The following is a 20,141-nucleotide window of genomic DNA, read 5'->3' on the forward strand; positions in this document are numbered from 1 at the left end:
ATTGTTCAGAATGTATTGCTAATGGAAAAGTTTGAATTACATATACTGGGCTGCGGTTCTGCGCTGCCTACTACCCGTCATTTTGCCACTTCGCAAGTGGTGAATGTGCGTGACAAACTTTATATGATAGACTGCGGAGAAGGATCGCAATTGCAATTCCGCAAGTCCCGACTGAAGTTTTCCCGCTTGAATCATATTTTTATTTCTCATCTGCATGGAGATCATTGCTTTGGTTTGTTGGGATTGATATCTACGCTCAATCTGCTGGGGCGTACGGCTGAGTTGCATATTCATTCACCGAAAGGATTGGAAACCCTATTGGCTCCGATGCTAAGTTTCTTTTGCCGGCAAATGACGTATAAGGTTCTTTTCCATGAGTTTGAGACGAAAGAACCCGGAATGATCTATGAAGACCGTTCTCTGACAGTGACTACCATTCCATTGCGTCATCGTATGCCTTGTTGTGGCTTTCTGTTTGCAGAGAAGCAGCGGCCCAATCATATCATTCGGGAGATGGTCGACTTTTATGAAGTGCCGGTATATGAGTTGAATAGGATAAAGAATGGAGAAGACTATGTGACTCCGGAAGGTAAAATCATTTCCAATTCTTTACTGACACGTCCGTCTGATCTACCGCGTAGTTATGCCTATTGTTCGGATACCATCTATATGCCTGAGATTGCAGAACAGATAAAAGGAGTAGATTTGCTATTCCATGAGGCCACTTTTGCAAATGCAGACTTGCCTCGTGCCAAAGAAACTTTTCATACTACTGCTGCTCAGGCGGGAGAGATAGCCAAGGCGGCAGGAGTGAAGAAATTGGTGATCGGGCATTTTTCTGCCCGCTATGAAGATGAGAATGTTTTGCTTAAAGAAACTTCGGATGTTTTCCCCGAAACAGTGCTGGCTAAGGAAACGCTGTGTTTGGAGGTATAAATGATAATCACTAACAAATTATCATTTAACCGTCTGTTTTTTGTTTTATCGAACCGAATGCCGTATATTTGTACGGAATAATCTGAAAACATAGGCTTATAGATGAGAAAGTTACTCTACTGTTTTTTCTTTTTGTTGACTTTTTCGTCGCAGTCCGTGGCATGGGCGCAGGACGGTCGGAAGCAGGAAACGGCTCAGAAAGAGCAGCCGTCTTCTACTATTGTGCTGACTGTTTCGGCAGAAAACCGGGTACGTGTGCAGAATGCAGAACCCGGCTCCCAGATGGAAGTCTACAATATTGTAGGCGTGAAACTTACCACGATACGCATTGACTCTACGGATGTCACCGTTCAGGTGAATTTGCCTAAAGGTTATTACATCTTTAAGATTGGGAATGTCGTGCGGAAAGTGGTAATCAAATAAACGAAACGGAATAGATACTTATGAATCCTTCCTATAATGAACGCGAAGTGTTGGAGCTTCTACAAGATGAAAGTACACAAAAGCGAGGGTTTGAGTTGATTGTTGCGCAATATAGCGAACAATTATACTGGCAGATCCGTCGTATGGTGCTTTTGCATGAAGATGCCAATGACTTACTTCAGAACACGTTCATTAAGGCATGGACCAATATCGATTATTTCCGTGGAGATGCGAAGCTTTCTACCTGGCTCTATCGCATCGCTTTGAATGAATGTTTGACTTTCCTAAATAAACAACGCGCTGTAACTACTGTTTCTATCGATGATGAAGATGCTTCTGTACTTCAGAAGCTGGAAAGCGATCCCTATTTCTCCGGTGACCGGGCACAGAAGTCGCTACAGAAAGCACTGCTTACACTGCCGGAAAAACAACGTATGGTATTCAACTTAAAGTATTACCAGGAAATGAAATACGAGGAGATGTCCGACATCTTCGGCACATCTGTCGGCGCTCTGAAAGCCTCTTATCATCATGCCGTGAAAAAAATCGAGAAGTTTTTGGAGGGAGAGGTTTAAACCTTTACCCCAAAACATAGTCTAACCTAACAGAGAGGAAAAAAGCTTATGAAAGAAGAAGATAACATATTGAAGAAGGTAGGGAAGGAAAATGTTTTCCGAGTTCCTGACGGATACTTTGAGAATCTTACTTCAGAGGTGATGAGCCGGCTTCCCGAAAAGGAAACACCTGCAATTATTAAGAGAGAACCTACGAAGTGGGAGAGAATAAAGCCATGGGTATATATGACTGCCATGTTTGCCGGCGCAGCATTGATTATCCGCGTTGCTTCTACTGACCGTACACCTGTTAACAACCGGATGGCGATGGACGAACCTGAAACCGAAGTTGTTTCTGATGAATATATCAGTGCTGTGCTGGATAATTCTATGCTGGATGATTATTCGCTGTATGTCTATCTCACAGACGCCGGTGCAGAGTGATGTGAGTAACAACTTAACTGTATGAGAAGAAAATGAAAAAGCTGATTGTTTTGTTTATTGTGATGTGCAGTTTCATCCCCTTGTCATGGGCTATGGACGGATGTAATCAACATTTGTCTCCTGACGAATTCCGCGCCAAGCAGAAAGCGTATATCACTGAGAAAGCCGGATTGACTAAGGAAGAAGCCGCTAAATTCTTTCCTGTTTATTTTGAATTACAGGACCGCAAAAAGCAACTGAATGACGAAGCATGGAACTTACTTCGAAAAGGAAGGGATGAAAAGACGACCGAAGCGCAATATAATGAGATTTTAGAAGGCGTATATGATGCCCGTATTGCTACCAACCGTCTGGAGAAAACTTACTATGAGAAGTTTAAGAAGATACTTTCGAACAAAAAGATATATTTAGTACAGCGTGCTGAAATGCGTTTTAACCGTGAGTTGCTGAAGGGGATGCATCATAAAGGTGGAGAACCTCAAAAACCGCAAGGAAAGAAAAAATAAAATAGGCATAAAAGGGAAGAAGTTGACAAGGGGACAAGGGCCATGCGGTATGATAATGCAAGCCCCTTGTCCCCTTGTTCTTTTGTTAATTTACCCTTTTCCCCCTTGTCAACTTCTTTCCTTGTCAACTTCTCTCTCCAGCTTTTTAGCTTCGTTCCAGATGGCGTCCATCTCCTCCAGAGTCATATCATGCAGGTTTTTGCCTTCCTTGATGGTATGTGCTTCCAGATAATTAAAACGGTTGATAAACTTCTGGTTGGTGCGTTCTAATGCATTATCCGGATTGATCTTGTAGAGGCGTGCGGCATTGATGAGGCTGAATAGTACATCCCCGAATTCGGCTTCTGCCTTGTCCTTATCCATGTTGGCCACTTCTGCCTGAAACTCCTGGATTTCCTCTTTTACCTTATCCCACACTTGTTCCCGTTCTTCCCAGTCGAAGCCGACGTTGCGGGCTTTGTCCTGAATACGGTAAGCTTTGATGAGTGAAGGAAGGGCGGCAGGAACACCACTCAACACACTCTTGTTTCCACCTTTCTCTCTTAACTTCAGTTGTTCCCAGTTTTCGGAAACTTGTCCGGCAGTATCGGCTTTTACGTCACCGAACACATGGGGATGGCGGAAGATTAATTTCTCGCAAAGGTGATCGCATACATCTTTCATGTCAAAATCGCCTTTCTCGGAACCTATCTTTGCGTAGAAAGCTACGTGTAGCAAGACGTCTCCCAGCTCTTTGCAGATATCATTTTTATCGTCACGTATCAGGGCGTCACAAAGTTCATAAGTTTCTTCAATGGTGTTGGGACGCAGACTTTCGTTAGTCTGCTTGCGGTCCCAGGGACATTTCTCGCGGAGTTCGTCGAGTATGTCCAGGAAGCGTCCGAAGGCTTCCATCTGTTCTTTTCTTGTATGTAACATATCTTTATAGGGTTATTTATTGCAATGTGTATAATAGGATATAAGCAATCCGACTACTTCGGAGTAGTTCTTGCGGCCACTTTGTATCTTGTTTCCTTTCAGGTACAGGTCGTATATCCAGTCTTGTATATCTCCGATGAGTGGACTGTATTTTTCCGTCCAGTATTCCTGATTACTTTTAGCCAGTTCAATGATTTCAGGGCGTATCCGGTTGAAGAGCTCTTTGTATTCTTCTTCATCCATCAGTCGGCGGGCATTGACAAGTACATGTCCCAGCACTGAAAAGTATCCGCAGAAACGGATACCTCGCGCTTGCGAACGGGTACAGACCTGATAAGCGTAGAAGTTAGCTTCCGCCTCGCTGGAGATGCCCAATAAATGTGCCAGTTCATGCGCATACGTGGCAGGATACTGTGAAGGGAGCAGATCTCCATTCAAGGTAAATTCGCAGAAGAAAGGTCCCATGCTACCGGTGACGCCCACCATGGAAATCAGCGGAGTGAAAAGCATTGTCTTCACCCGTGGTGACTTATGGAAAGGATGATGTACACCCAGCGTATCACTGATCTGATTGTATCCGCGAACAGTTTCCCGGCGGATAAGGTCCTTATTGATGGTAGTTACATCTACATACGATCCATTCAATTTGTCAACGTAATCATCAACAAAGTTCCGGAAGTTTTCGGGAGTATATGCAGTGTAAGGAATCTCTGTTCGCTGGTAGAAATTGGGCTGTGAATAATTAAGTCCCCAAGCCAGATAGAACCAGACGTATATCCATAACAGATATTCAATATCATTCAGCAAGATGCGTTTCCACTTTTTCTTCTGAAAGCGGCGGGCATAGGCAGGGTAGAGGAGTACGCCCGCAATGCTGAGGGCTATGAATAAGTCGCCTATGGCAAAGGGAATGAGGCGGGAGAAAGACGAAAGAATATAAGCTATGACAGGATATACGCTGTGTGCATATATTCTTCCCATAGCCGGAATGAGCTGTGTGGCCCAGACTACTAACAAGAGTGTGCATAGCACGATATAACGAATCTTCAGCTTATATTTCATCGCAAATTTATTTGAAAGGCAAAAATATACATTTATTAAATGTCACGTAGGAAATTAGCTTTATATTTGCAAAAAAACTATTAATAAGCAACTTAAGTAACGACATTAGACACTGTAATTATGACTGATCAAAATGACATTGAACGCTATTGCCGTAATTGCGTTTCACGCGATTTCGTGAATGGCAGAGGACTGGTTTGCAAGCGTACCGGGGCTATTCCTGCATTTGTAGGTGAATGTGAAAGCTATCAGAAAGATGAAGAGCTGGAGAAAATGGCTCCCACTCCTAAGCCTGAAGATTATTCGGGATATGTAGACAGGGAGAAACTGTTGGCTGAGGAGAATTTACCGAAAGCTGTATTGTTCGGAGTGCTGGCATGCATTGCAGGTGCTGTGGCTTGGGCTTTGATCTCTATTTCTACCGGATACCAGATGGGATATATGGCCATTGGTGTCGGTTTCCTGGTAGGATTTGCGATGCGCCAGGGGAAAGGAATACGCCCTATATTCGGCATTATTGGTGCTGCTTTGGCGTTGATAAGCTGTGTGATGGGAGATTTCTTCTCTATCGTAGGTCTGGTGGCCAAAGAATATGAAGTCTCTTTTATGGACGTCCTTTTCGATGCCAGTTATGGTGAAGTGATGTCTGTGGTAATAGAAAATATGGCTTCCATGACAATCGTATTTTATGGAATTGCTCTTTATGAAGGTTATAAATTGTCGTTCTCTGCACAGAAAGCGCCGGAGGGTGGCAAGATTTGAATTTAATTTAGTAATTTTGCGCCCGTTATTCGCGATAAAATAAATTATATACAGATTTAAAAGATATGGAATTAGCAAGTAAGTACAACCCTGCTGACGTAGAGGGAAAGTGGTACCAGTATTGGTTGGACCACAAATTATTCAGTTCAAAACCCGATGGTCGTGAGCCTTACACCATCGTCATTCCGCCCCCTAACGTCACCGGCGTGCTCCACATGGGACACATGCTTAATAATACCATTCAAGATATTCTGGTACGCCGTGCCCGTATGGAAGGTAAAAATGCCTGCTGGGTACCGGGTACTGACCACGCTTCTATCGCTACGGAAGCGAAGGTAGTAAATAAGCTGGCTGCACAAGGTATCAAGAAGACGGATCTTACCCGTGACGAATTCCTGAAGCATGCCTGGGAGTGGACAGATGAACATGGTGGCATCATCCTGAAGCAGTTGCGTAAACTCGGTGCTTCCTGTGATTGGGACCGCACCGCTTTCACTATGGATGAAAAGCGTAGCGAAAGTGTATTGAAAGTATTTGTAGACCTTTACAATAAGGGACTGATTTACCGTGGTGTACGTATGGTAAACTGGGACCCGAAGGCTTTGACTGCCCTTTCTGATGAAGAAGTTATCTACAAGGAAGAGCATGGCAAACTGTATTATCTGCGCTATAAAGTGGAAGGTGATGCGGAAGGACGCTATGCTGTGGTAGCTACTACCCGTCCTGAAACGATCATGGGTGATACCGCTATGTGTATCAATCCGAACGACCCGAAGAATGAATGGCTGAAAGGTAAGAAAGTAATCGTTCCTTTGGTAAATCGTGTGATTCCGGTAATCGAAGATGATTATGTAGATATTGAGTTCGGTACAGGTTGCCTGAAAGTAACTCCTGCGCATGATGTGAACGACTATATGCTGGGTGAAAAGTATAACTTGCCAAGCATCGATATCTTCAACGATAATGGTACATTGAGCGAGGCTGCCGGTCTTTATATCGGTATGGATCGCTTTGATGTTCGTAAACAGATTGAGAAAGACCTGGATGCTGCCGGCCTGTTGGATAAGGTGGAAGCCTATACCAATAAGGTAGGGTATTCCGAGCGTACCAACGTGGTTATAGAGCCGAAGCTTTCTATGCAGTGGTTCCTCAAGATGCAGCATTTTGCAGATATGGCATTGCCTCCTGTAATGAATGACGAACTGAAATTCTACCCTGCCAAGTATAAGAATACCTATCGCTACTGGATGGAGAACATCAAGGACTGGTGTATCAGCCGTCAGTTGTGGTGGGGACATCGCATTCCGGCATACTTCCTTCCGGAAGGTGGATATGTGGTAGCAGCTACTGAAGAAGAAGCTCTGAAACTGGCAAAAGAGAAGACCGGCAATCCGGCCCTGACTATGGAAGATCTTCGTCAGGATGAAGATTGTCTGGATACTTGGTTCTCTTCCTGGTTGTGGCCCATCTCTTTGTTTGATGGTATCAACAATCCGGGTAATGAGGAAATCGATTATTACTATCCGACAAGTGACCTGGTAACCGGTCCGGATATCATTTTCTTCTGGGTAGCCCGCATGATTATGGCAGGTTATGAATATGAAGGAAAGATGCCGTTCAAGAATGTGTACTTTACGGGTATCGTTCGCGATAAGTTGGGACGCAAGATGTCCAAGTCCCTTGGTAATTCTCCCGACCCGTTGGAACTGATTGAGAAGTTTGGTGCCGATGGTGTGCGTATGGGTATGATGCTTGCAGCTCCTGCCGGAAATGACATCTTGTTCGATGACGCTCTTTGCGAACAGGGACGTAACTTCTGTAACAAGATATGGAATGCTTACCGCTTGGTAAGTGGCTGGACAATTGATGATAACCAGCCTATTCCCGAAGCGGCTAAGCTGGCGATATCCTGGTTTGAATCCAAACAGAATGAAGTTACAGCCGAGGTAGCGGATTTATTCAGTAAATATCGCCTGAGTGAAGCTCTTATGGCTGTCTATAAATTGTTCTGGGATGAATTCTCTTCTTGGTTCCTTGAAATCATTAAGCCGGCTTACGGACAAGGCATTCACAGTACGGTTCGTAATGCCGCGATTTGCTATTTTGATAATTTGCTTCGTCTGCTTCACCCGTTCATGCCATTCATTACCGAAGAGCTCTGGCAACAGATGTATGAGCGTGAGGAGGGTGAGAGCATCATGGTATGTCCTTTGAGTATGGATACTCATGTAGACAGCGAGATGATTCAGCAATTCGAAGTGGTGAAGGAAGTTATCAGTAACGTTCGTTCCATTCGTTTGCAGAAAAACATAGCTCAGAAGGAAACACTGGAATTGCAGGTGGTTGGTGAGAATCCGGTTGATGCATTCAACTTGGTTATCATGAAGATGTGTAATCTCTCGGCAATTGATGTGGTAGATACTAAAACCGAAGGTGCTGCTTCATTCATGGTAGGAACTACGGAATATGCCGTACCTCTGGGGAATATGATTGATGTAGAAGCTGAAATAGCCCGTATGGAAGCAGAATTGAAACACAAAGAAGGTTTCCTGCAAGGCGTTATGAAGAAGCTGAGCAATGAGAAGTTTGTGAATAATGCTCCTGCCGCTGTCCTTGAACTGGAACGTAAGAAACAGGCGGATGCGGAAAGTATTATCAACTCTCTGAAAGAGAGTATTGCTGCGCTGAAGAAATGATTTATTTAAGTAGGTGAGCATAATTAGTTTATATGATGGTAAATGATAATTTAGCGGCGAGGGAATGGGTACGCGGACTACGCGGATAAGGCGGACGAACGCGGACTTTAATCTTTTAGACGCGGATGACACGGATGACGCGGATTTTTAAAGCTGCGCTATACATACCGGCATATCACACCGAAGGAAAAAAGAATCCGCGTCATCCGTGTCATCCGTGTCTGAAAGATTACTTGCACGCCGAAGGAGAACCTTGCTCCAGCGCTACGCTGGTAAATTATCATTTATAGAACAAGTTAATTTTGCATGAGTACTTATCCCTAATTACTTATCCCTAAAAAATAGCCCTTGCAATATCCGATTACTGCAAGGGCTAATTTATTTTTTATAAATCAAATGCTATTACTTTTCCAGCAGTTCTTTCAGAAAAGAATCCAACTCTTCATCCAGACCTTTCAGCAATTCTTCGTTCACAAGCAACGTATCATCATCCATCAGCAGTAACTCTGCAATTGTCTCCTTTTCATCATCCACTAATACGAAAGAGTAAGGTTTCAGAATCGTCAGTTTTTCAAAGTCACCTCCGTTCTTCATGTTGTGGAGTAAGGTAGAAAGAATACGTTCTACATTTTCGTAGAAATCATCTCCGTCATAAGTCATCCATTCCTCGATAGAGACACAAGCCAGATATTCGTCTTCGTCATCAAAGATGGACAATTCGCCGGAATTCTGGTTGGCTTGCAGATGGATGTCGGTCACAATGGTTTGCTCACAGCCGCAAGTGTATTTGGCGACTGCCTGTTTAATGGCCTTTTCAAGGAGTGATAATGATGCTTGGCTCAGTTTCATAATAGATATTCTTTCTTAATGGACGTTCAAAGGTATAAAAAAAATAATTACCTCTGCATCATTTCTCTAAAAATCATTTTTAAATCTTTCCATTTGGGCGTTCAGTCGGGTCATTCCCTCCTTTCGCTCCTGCAATTCGTTCAGGTAGCGGGTTATTGCGAAGTAATTGGGGATATCCATGAGGTCTACGCCTTCCTGAGTTTTCTTCTCGTCTATTTTGTCTACATCGTATGCTACTTTCTGCGCTTTCAAGGCCCATTCTTCTGCTGTATGAATGCTGTCCTGCATTTCGTATCCTAAGGCAATGTTATAGGCGGCATACATTTTCTGCTTTCCTTTTTTCTTTTTCTCATAGGTTTGCTTCCAGAGTTCAATGGCCTTGTCCCAGTTATCTTCGCGGACAAAGACCGCGGCATCACGCATGTTTACGGAACCGCCTGTAAAGAGATAGCGGGAAGCAGTTTTCCAATGTGGCAGCATATGGCTCACGGGGATAGTGCCGGCAAATTCGGAAGCCTCTCTCAGCATCTCTTTTTCACTGATGAGTCCTGCGCCTGCCTGTGCCATACTGGGAGCTGCATGATCCCAGAAGATGCTGTCGCTGGCATTGACTGTCACCATCGGACCGTTGCGTTGGGGCAGATACACCTTTACGGTAGGATATACTTTCAGGTCAAGCGTACCTGCATATACTCCCCATTCCGGTAAATATTCGATTTTACGGATGGAGCGCATCTGTACGTTCTCCAAGGCTATCAGGAAGTCCGCATCCAGACTTTGGGTGAGCTTTTCCACTTCCTCTTTGCTAAGGGTGCTTTCGCGCGGAATCATATCATGGGCACGCAAGGCAGAGTCGCAAATAATCACTTCATCGAAATAATTCTCGTTGGCAAGTGCCTCCGCCAGTGATTCCGTGGCGATTTTGCCATCCCCATTGAAATACTTTGTCTTGCGTGCTATCTCTGTCTCATCTTTTTTCTTCTCATCGTTTTCCTCCAGAATCAGCTTGTTATCCGGGATAGGAGGCATATTATTTACCACAGCTACGCGCCTGAGGGCGGACGGAAAGCTGACTTCTGCCGGCAACATATAGTCGATGGAGAGTTGCTCTATGCTTTGGCAACCGCTGAACAGCAGAACACAGCACACCAATAGTGAGTACGAATATTTAGTCATAAGCTTATTCTTTATCTAGGAATAACAAAAATACACTTTTGTATGGATATAGAAAAGCCTCCAACAGTTTTTAACCGTTGAAGGCTTTTATTAGTGATTAGTGATTAGCGATAAGTGGTTAGCATACTAATCACTAATCACTTATCACTAACCACTTATTACATATTTTTCCCGTGGCAATTCTTGTACTTCTTGCCACTTCCGCAAGGACAAGGATCATTACGTCCTACCGTCTTTTCCGCACGAATCGGTTCACGCTTCACTTGTTCGCGCGTGTCCTGTTGGGCAGCAGCCTGTTGGTTCGGATCGCTCAGATCTTGTTTCTGTTCGCGGTATTTGCTCATATCCTGCTTCTGTTCGGGAGCGGCCTGCTGAATTTCCTGCGGTTCCTGTACCGGGATTTGTCCGCGCATCAGGATAGAAACAGTCTGGTTATTGATCTTATCCACCATTGTATCGAACAGGTTTACAGACTCCAGCTTATAAATCAATAACGGGTCTTTCTGTTCGTAGCTTGCGTTCTGTACAGAGTGCTTCAGTTCATCCAGTTCACGGAGGTTCTCTTTCCATGCTTCGTCGATAACGTGCAGCAGGATAGACTTTTCAAACGCTTTTACCACTTCCTTACATTCGCTGTCGTAAGCGGCTTTCAGGCTGCAAGAGATGTTGTACATGCGTTTACCGTCCGTGATGGGGATCAGGATATTCTCGTACATGTGTCCTTGGGTTTCGTATACCTGCTTGATTACCGGATAAGCAACCTGTGCCATGCGGTCCGTCTTGCGCTTGAACTGTTCCATTGCCACATTGAAGGCTGCTTCAGCAAGCTTTTCCTTCTTTTCGTTACGGAACTGTTCTTCGTTGAAAGGCACTTCCATGGCAAGAGTCTGCAAGAAGTCCATTTTGCAGTTTTCGTAATCGGGAGCTTCAACGGCTGCGGCAACACGGTCCCAGATCATATTTACGATATCCATTCCGATACGTTCACCCATCAGGGCGTGGCGACGCTTGGTATAGACCACCGTACGTTGCTTATTCATCACGTCATCGTATTCCAGCAAACGCTTACGGATACCGAAGTTGTTTTCTTCCACCTTCTTCTGTGCACGCTCAATGGAGTTGGAGATCATCTTGTGCTCAATCATTTCACCTTCCTTGAAGCCGAGACGGTCCATTACACCGGCGATGCGGTCGGAAGAGAACAGACGCATCAGGTCGTCTTCCAGTGACACGAAGAATACGGAAGAACCCGGGTCACCCTGACGTCCGGCACGTCCGCGCAACTGGCGGTCTACACGACGGGATTCATGGCGTTCGGTACCGATGATGGCCAAACCGCCCGCAGCTTTTACTTCCGGGCTCAGCTTGATGTCCGTACCACGACCGGCCATGTTGGTAGCGATGGTCACTGTTCCTTTCAAACCGGCTTTGGCTACGATGTCTGCTTCCTTCTGGTGCAACTTGGCATTCAATACGCTGTGCTCGATCTTGCGCATGGTCAACATCTTGCTCAGCATTTCGGAGATTTCTACGGATGTGGTACCCACCAGGACAGGGCGTCCGGCTTGTACCAACTGTTCGATTTCTTCGATGACTGCTTTATATTTCTCGCGTTTCGTCTTGTAAACGCGGTCGTTCATGTCTTTACGGGCGATGGGGCGGTTGGTGGGGATCACCACTACATCCAGTTTGTAGATGTCCCAAAGTTCGCCTGCTTCCGTTTCGGCAGTACCGGTCATACCCGAGAGTTTGTGGTACATACGGAAGTAATTCTGCAACGTAATGGTGGCGAATGTCTGTGTGGCGGCTTCCACTTTTACGTTTTCCTTGGCTTCGATGGCCTGGTGCAGACCGTCGGAATAGCGGCGGCCTTCCATGATACGGCCTGTCTGCTCGTCCACAATCTTCACTTGACCGTCGATCACAACGTATTCGTCATCTTTCTCGAACATGGTGTAAGCCTTCAGCAACTGGTTGATGGTGTGTACACGTTCGGACTTGATGGCATAGTTGGTCATCAGTTCATCTTTCTTGGCCAGGCGTTGCTCGTCCGTCAGACTGGTTTCGTTTTCCAGTTCGGAAAGCTGTGCGGCGATGTCGGGCAATACGAAGAGGGTAGGATCTTCCGAGTTACCGGTGATCAGGTCCACACCTTTATCTGTCAGGTCTACACTGTTCAGCTTTTCTTCGATGACGAAGTACAACGGGTCGGTAGCTTCGTGCATACGCTTGTTGTTCTGCTCCATGTAGATCTCTTCGGTCTTCAGCATACCTGCCTTGATACCTTGTTCACTCAGATATTTAATCAATGCCTTGTTCTTGGGCAGTGCCTTGTGGCTGCGGAACAAAGCAAGGAAACCTTCTTCCTGATCTTTCTTGTCGCTGGAAGCAATCAGGCGCTTGGCATCGGCAAGATATTGGGTAGCCAGTTTCTTCTGTGCTTCCACCAGACGTTCTACGAGCGGACGCAATTGCTCGAACAACTGGTCCTCACCTTTGGGGACGGGACCGGAAATAATCAACGGAGTACGGGCATCGTCAATCAATACGGAGTCCACCTCATCGACGATGGCATAGTTGTGCTGGCGTTGTACGAGGTCTTTGGGGCTGATGGCCATATTATCACGCAAGTAGTCGAAACCGAATTCGTTGTTCGTACCGAAGGTGATGTCTGCCAGATAAGCCTGACGGCGTGCGTCGGAGTTGGGCTGATGTCTGTCGATGCAGTCCACACTTAAACCGTGGAACATATAGAGCGGGCCCATCCATTCGGAGTCACGTTTGGCCAGATAGTCGTTTACGGTCACCACATGTACACCGTTTCCGGTCAGTGCGTTGAGGAATACGGGGAGGGTAGCCACCAATGTCTTACCTTCACCCGTTGCCATTTCGGCAATCTTACCTTTATGCAATACGACGCCACCGAACAACTGTACATCGTAGTGTACCATGTTCCAGACAATTTCCGTACCGCCGGCTTGCCAGTGGTTTTGCCAGATGGCTTTGTCGCCTTCAATGCGTACGAAGTCTTTCGTGGCAGCCAGGTGACGGTCGAATTCGGTAGCCGTCACTACGATTTCCTCATTTTCGGATAAGCGTTTGGCAGTTTCTTTCACAATAGAGAAAGCTACCGGCAGTACTTCTTCAAGAGCTTTTTCGTAAGTTTCCAGTATATCCTTTTCTATCTTATCTATCTGTGCGAAAACTTCTTCACGGTTTTCCAGTTCGATTTCTTCGATACCAGCTTTGAGTTCTTCCACCTTGGCGCGTTGGTCGGCGGCAGAATTGCGGATATATTCTTTCAGTTCTTCTGTCTTGGCGCGTAAGGCGTCGTTATCGAGTTGGGCAACTTCCGGGTAAGCGGCTTTGATCTTGTCCACCCACGGCTGAATTTCTTTCATGTCGCGTGTGGATTTGTTGCCGAAAATCGAGCTTAAAAATTCATTAAATCCCATTTTATATCTATTTTTATTATTATTTACTAAGTTGATTGAGTGCGCAAAGTTACTGATTTTTATACAGATTACACATTTTTGCGCTGTTTATTTGATGTAGACTTTCACCACAGAGGGCACAGAGTTTCACTGAGTTTTCTTTCTTCAATTAATGAAGGAAGTCTATTGGCCATTAGAGGTATAAAAACTCTGTGAAACTCTGTGTGCTCTGTGGTGAGTAAACCTCAGAAATTCAGTGGAGTCTCTGTGCAAGCATTCGGAGCGCGGATGCGCATCACACTTGACAGGGTGGGGGCTACGCGGGTAATATTGACGGGAACCCGGATCGTTTCGGGCTTCACTCCACCGCCCAGGAAGATGAGCGGAGCAGGAACATTGGCATGACGTACCACGCGGTTATCGGTGGCATTTTCTTCCACGATAGTCCAGCCGGGCAATACGTCTATCAGTAAGTCGCCCGAACGTTTGCGATGAAAGCTGTTCCGGGCAAGTTCTATCTGGGGCGACCAGGGGCCCAGCAGCAGGCGGTGGGCTGAATACGCCTCGTTCACTCCGCTGAATTGTATCAGGAAGTCGGCGGACTTGTCTTGAATTTCCGCCAGATTCAGCTGCTTGTTCTCTATTAATTTATGGTTGAGATAAATTTGCTGGTTGTGATAAGTCTCTACGTACTGTCCTTCGCCATACGTGGCCATGAGATACATGTTCAGCAGGGTAGCGCAGCGGTTCAGGTAGAATTCTCCGCCGGGGATGCGGTACAGGCCGAGATCGGGAGCTTCCGGATCGGCATAGCCCGTAGAGGTGATGCAGAAGACGACGTTGTGCAGACCTACTTTGCGGTCGATGAGGTCGAGCAGTGCGGCAATGCTGCGGTCGAGGCGTACATACGTGTCCTGCATTTCCATGGCACATTCCTGCGTACTTTTATGGTTGTAGTTTCCGGCGTAATAGGTCAGTGCCAGCAGGTCGGGTATCTCATCTTTGGCGATGGTGCTCTTTTCCAGAAGTTCTTCTGTCAGCAGGTTCACTTCGTCGTTGATGAACGGGCTGGTGAGCAGTCGGCGGAATTTATTGCGTCGTTCGCTGTCGAACTTATATTTGAAGGGCTGGTCCCGCCATTCGGGCAGGAATGTATATTTGTTGATGGGGTGTGCTGGTTCCCATACCATGTCGCGGATGCGGAAGTCGGGTGATTTCCGTTCGTTGTACTGGCTTACCCACCACGGGAACTCGCTGTAATATGTAGTGCTGCACCATTTGCCTGTGTTCTCATTCAGCCAGAAAGCACCGTTTCCGGTATGTCCGGCAGCCAGTACGGCCGCGTCGCGCGAGGGGGCGATGGCATACACCAGGCCTTTGTTGCGGGTGGCTACTTTCAGTTCGTCGGCAATGGTAGAGGTCAGTAATTGGGAGGGAGAAGAGTTTTCGTCGGTGAAGTTGCCCATAAATGCGCCGTCGTCCACGCAATTCACGGGGCGCAGGGTGCTTGCATCCATCCAGTACTGGGATATGATGCCGTTCATCGAAGGCGTCGTGCCGCTGTAGATGGCAGCGATGGCAGAAGCGCGGTCTGTTCCGTTGAAAGGGAATTCGGTCTGGTAGAACACTTTCCCTTCGCGCATCAGTCTTTTGAAACCTTTCTCTCCGTAGAGGGTTGAGAATGCTTCCATATAGTCGGTGCGCAGTTGGTCAATCGTCAGCGTAACCACTAATTTAGGTGTGGCAGGCAACGGTTGTGCTTGCAGACCGGTGAAAGTAAGTGCGAGTATGGAAGTAATCAGTCCCTTTTTCATTTATCTCTTTTTCAATGTCAAAATAAGATTGCTTGCTGAACGTACCAGCAAACAAAGTGCCAAAGGTAATACAGCTAAGTCAATTCTTTGCGGTATTATCGCCCAAAGCAGTATAAAAAGTGTTAAAACAGCGCAATTCGTCCTCATGTACCAGCTTTTCTGCCGTTTTCTCACCTTATTTATCATCCACGGGAGGCAAAATAAGTGCAGGGGATGGAATACGAACAGCAGGTAATTGGGGCTTACTGCGGGGTGTTGGGAGAACAGGGCGAGGAAGGCGAGGATGCACCCGGCTATTCCGGCACAGAAGAACAGGATTAGGTCGAGTCCCCAGAGGGTTTTCCCGCGGCGGATGCCGTAGATGGTAGCGGCTGCCACCAGCACAAACAGCAGCAGGGCCGATTGCATCGGGGTGATTCCTCCGGAGCGGTGGTCGGCATCAGTCAGTCCGGTTACCACTATTTTCTCTTCGGAGGATACGAGGGGACGTGCCTGGCCTTCGTTGTCTACAATCCGGGCTGTGTTGAAGAAGTCCTGCACATAGAAGGGGACGAACATCATCAGTCGTCGGTTGATGGGTTGGTCGGCTTTGCTGCCCATGCACAGGTCCATGCCGAAGCGTGACCATGGATGACCTTCACTATATTTATGCAGCAAATCGCGGAAAGTGACTCCCGTGTCGGTATCGGTCATATTGTCAGCATACTGCAAGGTGCCGTCGATGGCGGCCTCTATCTGGTCGCGCGGACGGGTGGCGCAGTTGTCGTAGAAGAAGTTATAGCGATATATGCGGTTTTCGGGCCGGTAGTTTTCCTGAAGCAGGTTGAAGAGGTGTTCTTTTTCTGCTTGGGTGAGGTTCAGGGTCTGTTGCCAGACGTCCCGTCCCAGGTAGTTGTACTCGGAGGCGAAGTGCTCGTAATTGGTTACGCCTAGTTGATAGTCCGTCTCTCCCAGGGCGAAGCGGAAGATGAAGTTGGGGGCGTTGAAATTGAACATGCCGTAGTTGAAGACGGCGTCAATGCCCCGGGTGAAGTTTTCGTAACGGATGGCGGTATGGCCAAACAGGGAATAGATTTCCCCGCCCGAGGCGCAGGTCAGCAGGCTGATGCGGATGGAGTCGGGGGTAGCTTCTTGCGGCGTTTGCGGCTGGGCGGAGGCCGTGGACGGGCAGAGGAGGCGGAGGAGGAAATATATGAGAATGAGTAAGTTTCTTTTCATGCTGCAAAGTTATAAACTGGAAAATTCTGAATAGGTGAGAATTTGTATTGTAGTTTCCATATTCTTCTGCTTTTTAGTTTTCACAAAAGTACATTTTTTTAAGTTAGGGCGCAATGAAAAGATAGTTAATTATGCGAATCAGGGGGTGAGTTTGATTTATAACGGAAAAGAAAAGAACAAAAGTGATTAGTGTTTGGTGATAAGTGATTAGCGCCATTTGGTATATTATTTTTTAGACGCGGATGACACGGATAACGCGGATTTAAAAGGCTGCGCTATAAAAGTGGATAAAAAAAGATCCGCGTTATCCGTGTCATCCGCGTCTAAAAGATTATTTATCATTTAGTTCATAAAACTACAGATATGAATCAATTCAATTCCTGATTCGCATTAATTATCAATTTGAAAATAGACAAGAAATAAAACAAGCAATGTTCCGGCGATAAAGAAGCAATCTTATGATAGACAGCATTGCTTCTTATCTTCCGGAACATTGCTTCTGATCAGGGCGCTTCGAGAAAATCTATCAATAATTGCACTTGGCGCTTGCTGAAGGTCTGGTCATTTTTTCCTTCACGGCCGCCGTAGAGCTGGCGGTGCAGTTCGGGATTGACGGCGATCCACTTCCGCAGTTTTTTCAGTGCGGCTTCGGCCGAGAGGCAGGGGAAATAGAGCTGTGCGAACTCAGTCTTCAGGTATGCCTTGATTTCAAATTTATCTTCGGGAGTCTCTTTTTTATCTTCGGGAATCCTTTTCGTTTTTTCTGTTGTTTCCATGTTCTATGAATTTTAAGAATTTGTTGTTTTGAAGTTTTTAGTCTGAATTATTCGTGGAGGCTTATCGGGAAGTCCGGAACAATTGCAGACTAAGGTAGAATATTTACATAATGCAGCCATTTCCGGCCGCTTTTTTTGCCTGTGTCAGTGACAAAATGGTGACAGTGACACCTATACACCTATTTTGTGCTCTTTGTGTTGCACTTCTTATAGTTATCTCCTTCTTTTATAATAAGTTGGGCTTTGACGGCTTTTTGTATCCAGCGTTTTCCGGTTCGTGCGCAGGCTCCATTTTCCTGTACGGCCCGGACGAAATCCATGTAGGTAAAAACTCTTGGCATGGATGCAAGGGTGTCCTCAAGCTGGTGGAACTTGTGCATGCTCACGGGCGGCAGACTGGTGTCGGGCAGCGAGGTGCTGAGCAGAAGACTGTGTTCGAGCAGCGTGTGGGCGATGTCCATGGCTGTCCGGAAATCATCGTCCGTGCAGCAGTATTCCTTCGCGTAAGCGTAGTCGGTGTATTTCCGGAAAATGGTGAGAATGGCTGCCAGGCGCATGGCAAGCAGTCCGTTGCGGTAAACGATACCGCTTGAAGATTCGCGTCCTTCCAGCAGGGTGCGTCTCAGCAGGAGGCTGAAGTGGGCGGTATGTTGTTGCCACTGTTGGGGACTGAAGGTGACGAGGGTGGGCGACTGGAGCAGCAGCTTGTGCATTTCAAACAGTTCGCTTCCCAACCCGTAGAAGTAGCTGTGCAGGTCCACTTCCCCTTCCTGGGGTGCGCACGATTCCCACAACTGGCTTTGCTGGCGGGTGTAGATGCCGAAGCGGCTGTAGAGTCCCACTTCGAGCGAACGGAAGAAGTTGCGGAACTGTTCCTGCGTACCGGCGATGCTCAGTGCCAGGTGGGGGTGGCGAACAACGATGGGGTCGCCGTCTATCTTGTAAGAAGAGGAGACTTCTTCGTGATGGGCCGCCTTACAGAGGATGTCTTCGTATTTGCCGCAATCTTGTCCCAGCGAGGAGACCAGGGTGTTGATTTCGGTAGTAGTCATGCAGCAACCTATTTCGCCGGCAGCGGCAAGGCTCTGTATGAGCCGGCTCTTACTGGTGGTGGCTGAGATTTTGAGGTATTGCGCCTGGGGCTCTTCCGGTTTCAGGTCGAGGTTGGGCAGGCGTTTGGCGTGCCGGGCCTGCTGCTGTTCCTGCTCCCAGGCCAGTAGTTTCTGATCGTATTCCTTTTTCTGTTCGCGGCGCAGCCGGTCGTAGAACTCCTGCGTGGCGTCCAGCAGTATGGATGTGAACCCCAGCGCACCTTTTCCGGCTCCTGCGGGTGCTACGACGGCAAGATAGAAATGGGGCGAAAGCAGTGACTTCTTATAGAAGAAACTGACGTGGGGAAAGAGGGCGCTACAACTGTTCATGCTGCCCAGCAGCATGAGGTCGCGTTCGCGCTTGTCGGTGGCATGCGTGCAGCAGCGTTTCAGAAATTCGGGCAGGCGGGTGTAAACTTCCTCGGGGATGTATGGGGAAGCGGCCCGTAATTCGTTGTTTTTTTCTAACACTTCTTCGGGTGATTCCTCCTCGTTTGCAACCGAAAAAGGTGCATAGGTGTCACTGTCACCGAAATGGCACCGATTCGTCTCTTTTTCTTCCTTTTTCTTCTGAATAATGAACTGATAACCAGATACTACACGTTTTTGTATATCTTGCATCGTAAAATCGGTAGCGGCGTAATGCTGCGCGAAAAGTTCGGTGAGCTTTTTTGTTTCCTCCTGCGAAAATCCTTTACTTGCTGCCGCACGTCCCAACTTCAGGGCAAGGTCGTTCCGACTACCCCGGATGAAGGGGTTGCGGTGTTCGAATTCATCGAGGAAGTTGGCTATGAAGCCATTTTCCGATGGGGCGTTACCCGGGGCGATTGTTGCTTTCGTTTCTGCCTCTGTTACTTTCGTTACGCTTTCCGCAGGCATTTCGAAGGCGATTGCACCGGGATTGTAGTAGGCTTCGGGATGCCAGGAGTAGAAACAGGGCTGCGTCAGTATCTTGCATTTATCATCGTACGGGTGACCTACGTGTGCGCTGACCGCTCTGCCTACGGCTGCATAAAGCTGTTCGTAATTTTTCTGCACGTCTTCGGGACGGACGTGTATCAGCATTTTGTTTCCTTCTTCGGAGATGCTGATAAAGGAGGCGGCAACAAAGGGGAGCGATTGGGAGAGGAGGAAGATTTCCCGGGTGCGTCCGTTGCTGTGGTCGAGGTCGATGCAGAGCAGTTCGCTGTGTTGTTGCAGGTCTTTTACGGCGTGTCCGTTGCTGCATACGCCTGCGGGGATGATGCACGGCATACCGTCTTTCAGTTTTTGTGCTTCGGCTTCATGTCCGGGCAGGGCTTTCAGGCGACGGTAGTCCTGCACTACTTGCCTGAAGCGGTCGCTGCGTACCGTGTCAATAAAATCGTGGATGCTGATGGTGTGTGGTGCTTTGCTCCGCACGCTTGGGAATTCGGAAACCAGGGGTTCCCGATTTACTGTATTTTCCATATCTGTTTATGTTTTACAGTCGTGCATTGGCAC

The 20,141-nt window shown here is 47.1% G+C and carries 16 protein-coding genes; 7 read left to right on the top strand and 9 right to left on the bottom strand.

The window, feature by feature from the left end:
* Positions 1–21 precede the first annotated feature (21 nt).
* The 5 genes from K429_RS0119400 to K429_RS0119420 all read left to right on the top strand — a co-directional run bounded on the left by K429_RS0119400 (position 22) and on the right by K429_RS0119420 (position 2,863).
* Positions 22–936: a ribonuclease Z gene (locus K429_RS0119400; RefSeq protein ID WP_029327756.1), complete on the top strand. Its 915-nt coding sequence runs from the start codon at positions 22–24 to the stop codon at positions 934–936.
* Between the two features lie 102 nt (positions 937–1,038).
* Positions 1,039–1,359: a T9SS type A sorting domain-containing protein gene (locus K429_RS0119405; protein ID WP_007212918.1), complete on the top strand. Its 321-nt coding sequence runs from the start codon at positions 1,039–1,041 to the stop codon at positions 1,357–1,359.
* A 20-nt stretch (positions 1,360–1,379) separates the two neighbouring features.
* Positions 1,380–1,934 (top strand): RNA polymerase sigma factor, encoded by a 555-nt coding sequence (locus K429_RS0119410; protein WP_007212919.1) that lies wholly within the window; start codon positions 1,380–1,382, stop codon positions 1,932–1,934.
* A 48-nt stretch (positions 1,935–1,982) separates the two neighbouring features.
* Positions 1,983–2,357: a hypothetical protein gene (locus K429_RS0119415; RefSeq protein ID WP_007212920.1), complete on the top strand. Its 375-nt coding sequence runs from the start codon at positions 1,983–1,985 to the stop codon at positions 2,355–2,357.
* Between the two features lie 32 nt (positions 2,358–2,389).
* Complete coding sequence (locus K429_RS0119420) at positions 2,390–2,863, top strand: hypothetical protein (protein ID WP_007212921.1); 474 nt, start codon at positions 2,390–2,392, stop codon at positions 2,861–2,863.
* A 108-nt stretch (positions 2,864–2,971) separates the two neighbouring features.
* Here the strand turns inward: K429_RS0119420 and mazG are convergent, their stop codons facing one another.
* Positions 2,972–3,781 (bottom strand): nucleoside triphosphate pyrophosphohydrolase, encoded by an 810-nt coding sequence (gene mazG, locus K429_RS0119425; RefSeq protein ID WP_007212922.1) that lies wholly within the window; start codon positions 3,779–3,781, stop codon positions 2,972–2,974.
* A gap of 12 nt (positions 3,782–3,793) precedes the next feature.
* Positions 3,794–4,843, bottom strand: coding sequence for a DUF3810 domain-containing protein (locus K429_RS0119430; protein ID WP_029327757.1), 1,050 nt, complete (start codon positions 4,841–4,843; stop codon positions 3,794–3,796).
* A gap of 120 nt (positions 4,844–4,963) precedes the next feature.
* Between K429_RS0119430 and K429_RS0119435 the strand changes: the two genes are divergently transcribed.
* On the top strand, positions 4,964–5,605 hold the full coding sequence (locus tag K429_RS0119435) for a hypothetical protein (protein ID WP_007212924.1): 642 nt from the start codon (positions 4,964–4,966) through the stop codon (positions 5,603–5,605).
* Positions 5,606–5,670: 65 nt separating this feature from the next.
* Entirely contained in the window at positions 5,671–8,301 is a 2,631-nt protein-coding gene (locus K429_RS0119440; RefSeq protein ID WP_022209192.1) for a valine--tRNA ligase, read from the top strand.
* Between the two features lie 402 nt (positions 8,302–8,703).
* Here the strand turns inward: K429_RS0119440 and K429_RS0119445 are convergent, their stop codons facing one another.
* From K429_RS0119445 to K429_RS0119475, 7 genes are all read right to left on the bottom strand, one after another.
* On the bottom strand, positions 8,704–9,150 hold the full coding sequence (locus tag K429_RS0119445; RefSeq protein WP_007212926.1) for a hypothetical protein: 447 nt from the start codon (positions 9,148–9,150) through the stop codon (positions 8,704–8,706).
* 66 nt (positions 9,151–9,216) lie between these two features.
* Positions 9,217–10,326 carry a DUF6340 family protein gene (locus tag K429_RS0119450; protein WP_007215611.1) on the bottom strand — a complete coding sequence of 370 codons (1,110 nt, stop codon included), beginning with the start codon at positions 10,324–10,326 and terminating at the stop codon, positions 9,217–9,219.
* Between the two features lie 158 nt (positions 10,327–10,484).
* Entirely contained in the window at positions 10,485–13,781 is a 3,297-nt protein-coding gene (gene secA, locus K429_RS0119455; RefSeq protein ID WP_029327758.1) for a preprotein translocase subunit SecA, read from the bottom strand.
* 224 nt (positions 13,782–14,005) lie between these two features.
* Positions 14,006–15,574, bottom strand: a complete 1,569-nt coding sequence (locus K429_RS0119460; protein WP_007212930.1) for an alkaline phosphatase family protein — start codon at positions 15,572–15,574, stop codon at positions 14,006–14,008.
* The gene (locus tag K429_RS0119465) at positions 15,575–16,792 is read right to left on the bottom strand and encodes a DUF4105 domain-containing protein (RefSeq protein ID WP_007215613.1); all 1,218 of its coding nucleotides are present in this window, start codon (positions 16,790–16,792) and stop codon (positions 15,575–15,577) included.
* A gap of 503 nt (positions 16,793–17,295) precedes the next feature.
* Positions 17,296–17,568 (bottom strand): DUF4248 domain-containing protein, encoded by a 273-nt coding sequence (locus K429_RS0119470; protein WP_007212935.1) that lies wholly within the window; start codon positions 17,566–17,568, stop codon positions 17,296–17,298.
* 179 nt (positions 17,569–17,747) lie between these two features.
* Entirely contained in the window at positions 17,748–20,108 is a 2,361-nt protein-coding gene (locus tag K429_RS0119475) for a DUF3987 domain-containing protein (protein ID WP_029327760.1), read from the bottom strand.
* Positions 20,109–20,141: the final 33 nt, after the last annotated feature.

Source organism: Bacteroides sp. 14(A) (genome assembly GCF_000526555.1).
Lineage (GTDB): Bacteria > Bacteroidota > Bacteroidia > Bacteroidales > Bacteroidaceae > Bacteroides > Bacteroides cellulosilyticus.

Bases quoted from the DNA above. Each gene is read 5' to 3' on its own strand.
- K429_RS0119400 (WP_029327756.1), top strand. From the start codon at position 22: ATGGAAAAGTTTGAATTACATATACTGGGCTGCGGTTCTGCGCTGCCT.
- K429_RS0119405 (WP_007212918.1), top strand. From the start codon at position 1,039: ATGAGAAAGTTACTCTACTGTTTTTTCTTTTTGTTGACTTTTTCGTCG.
- K429_RS0119410 (WP_007212919.1), top strand. From the start codon at position 1,380: ATGAATCCTTCCTATAATGAACGCGAAGTGTTGGAGCTTCTACAAGAT.
- K429_RS0119415 (WP_007212920.1), top strand. From the start codon at position 1,983: ATGAAAGAAGAAGATAACATATTGAAGAAGGTAGGGAAGGAAAATGTT.
- K429_RS0119420 (WP_007212921.1), top strand. From the start codon at position 2,390: ATGAAAAAGCTGATTGTTTTGTTTATTGTGATGTGCAGTTTCATCCCC.
- mazG (WP_007212922.1), bottom strand. From the start codon at position 3,781: ATGTTACATACAAGAAAAGAACAGATGGAAGCCTTCGGACGCTTCCTG.
- K429_RS0119430 (WP_029327757.1), bottom strand. From the start codon at position 4,843: ATGAAATATAAGCTGAAGATTCGTTATATCGTGCTATGCACACTCTTG.
- K429_RS0119435 (WP_007212924.1), top strand. From the start codon at position 4,964: ATGACTGATCAAAATGACATTGAACGCTATTGCCGTAATTGCGTTTCA.
- K429_RS0119440 (WP_022209192.1), top strand. From the start codon at position 5,671: ATGGAATTAGCAAGTAAGTACAACCCTGCTGACGTAGAGGGAAAGTGG.
- K429_RS0119445 (WP_007212926.1), bottom strand. From the start codon at position 9,150: ATGAAACTGAGCCAAGCATCATTATCACTCCTTGAAAAGGCCATTAAA.
- K429_RS0119450 (WP_007215611.1), bottom strand. From the start codon at position 10,326: ATGACTAAATATTCGTACTCACTATTGGTGTGCTGTGTTCTGCTGTTC.
- secA (WP_029327758.1), bottom strand. From the start codon at position 13,781: ATGGGATTTAATGAATTTTTAAGCTCGATTTTCGGCAACAAATCCACA.
- K429_RS0119460 (WP_007212930.1), bottom strand. From the start codon at position 15,574: ATGAAAAAGGGACTGATTACTTCCATACTCGCACTTACTTTCACCGGT.
- K429_RS0119465 (WP_007215613.1), bottom strand. From the start codon at position 16,792: ATGAAAAGAAACTTACTCATTCTCATATATTTCCTCCTCCGCCTCCTC.
- K429_RS0119470 (WP_007212935.1), bottom strand. From the start codon at position 17,568: ATGGAAACAACAGAAAAAACGAAAAGGATTCCCGAAGATAAAAAAGAG.
- K429_RS0119475 (WP_029327760.1), bottom strand. From the start codon at position 20,108: ATGGAAAATACAGTAAATCGGGAACCCCTGGTTTCCGAATTCCCAAGC.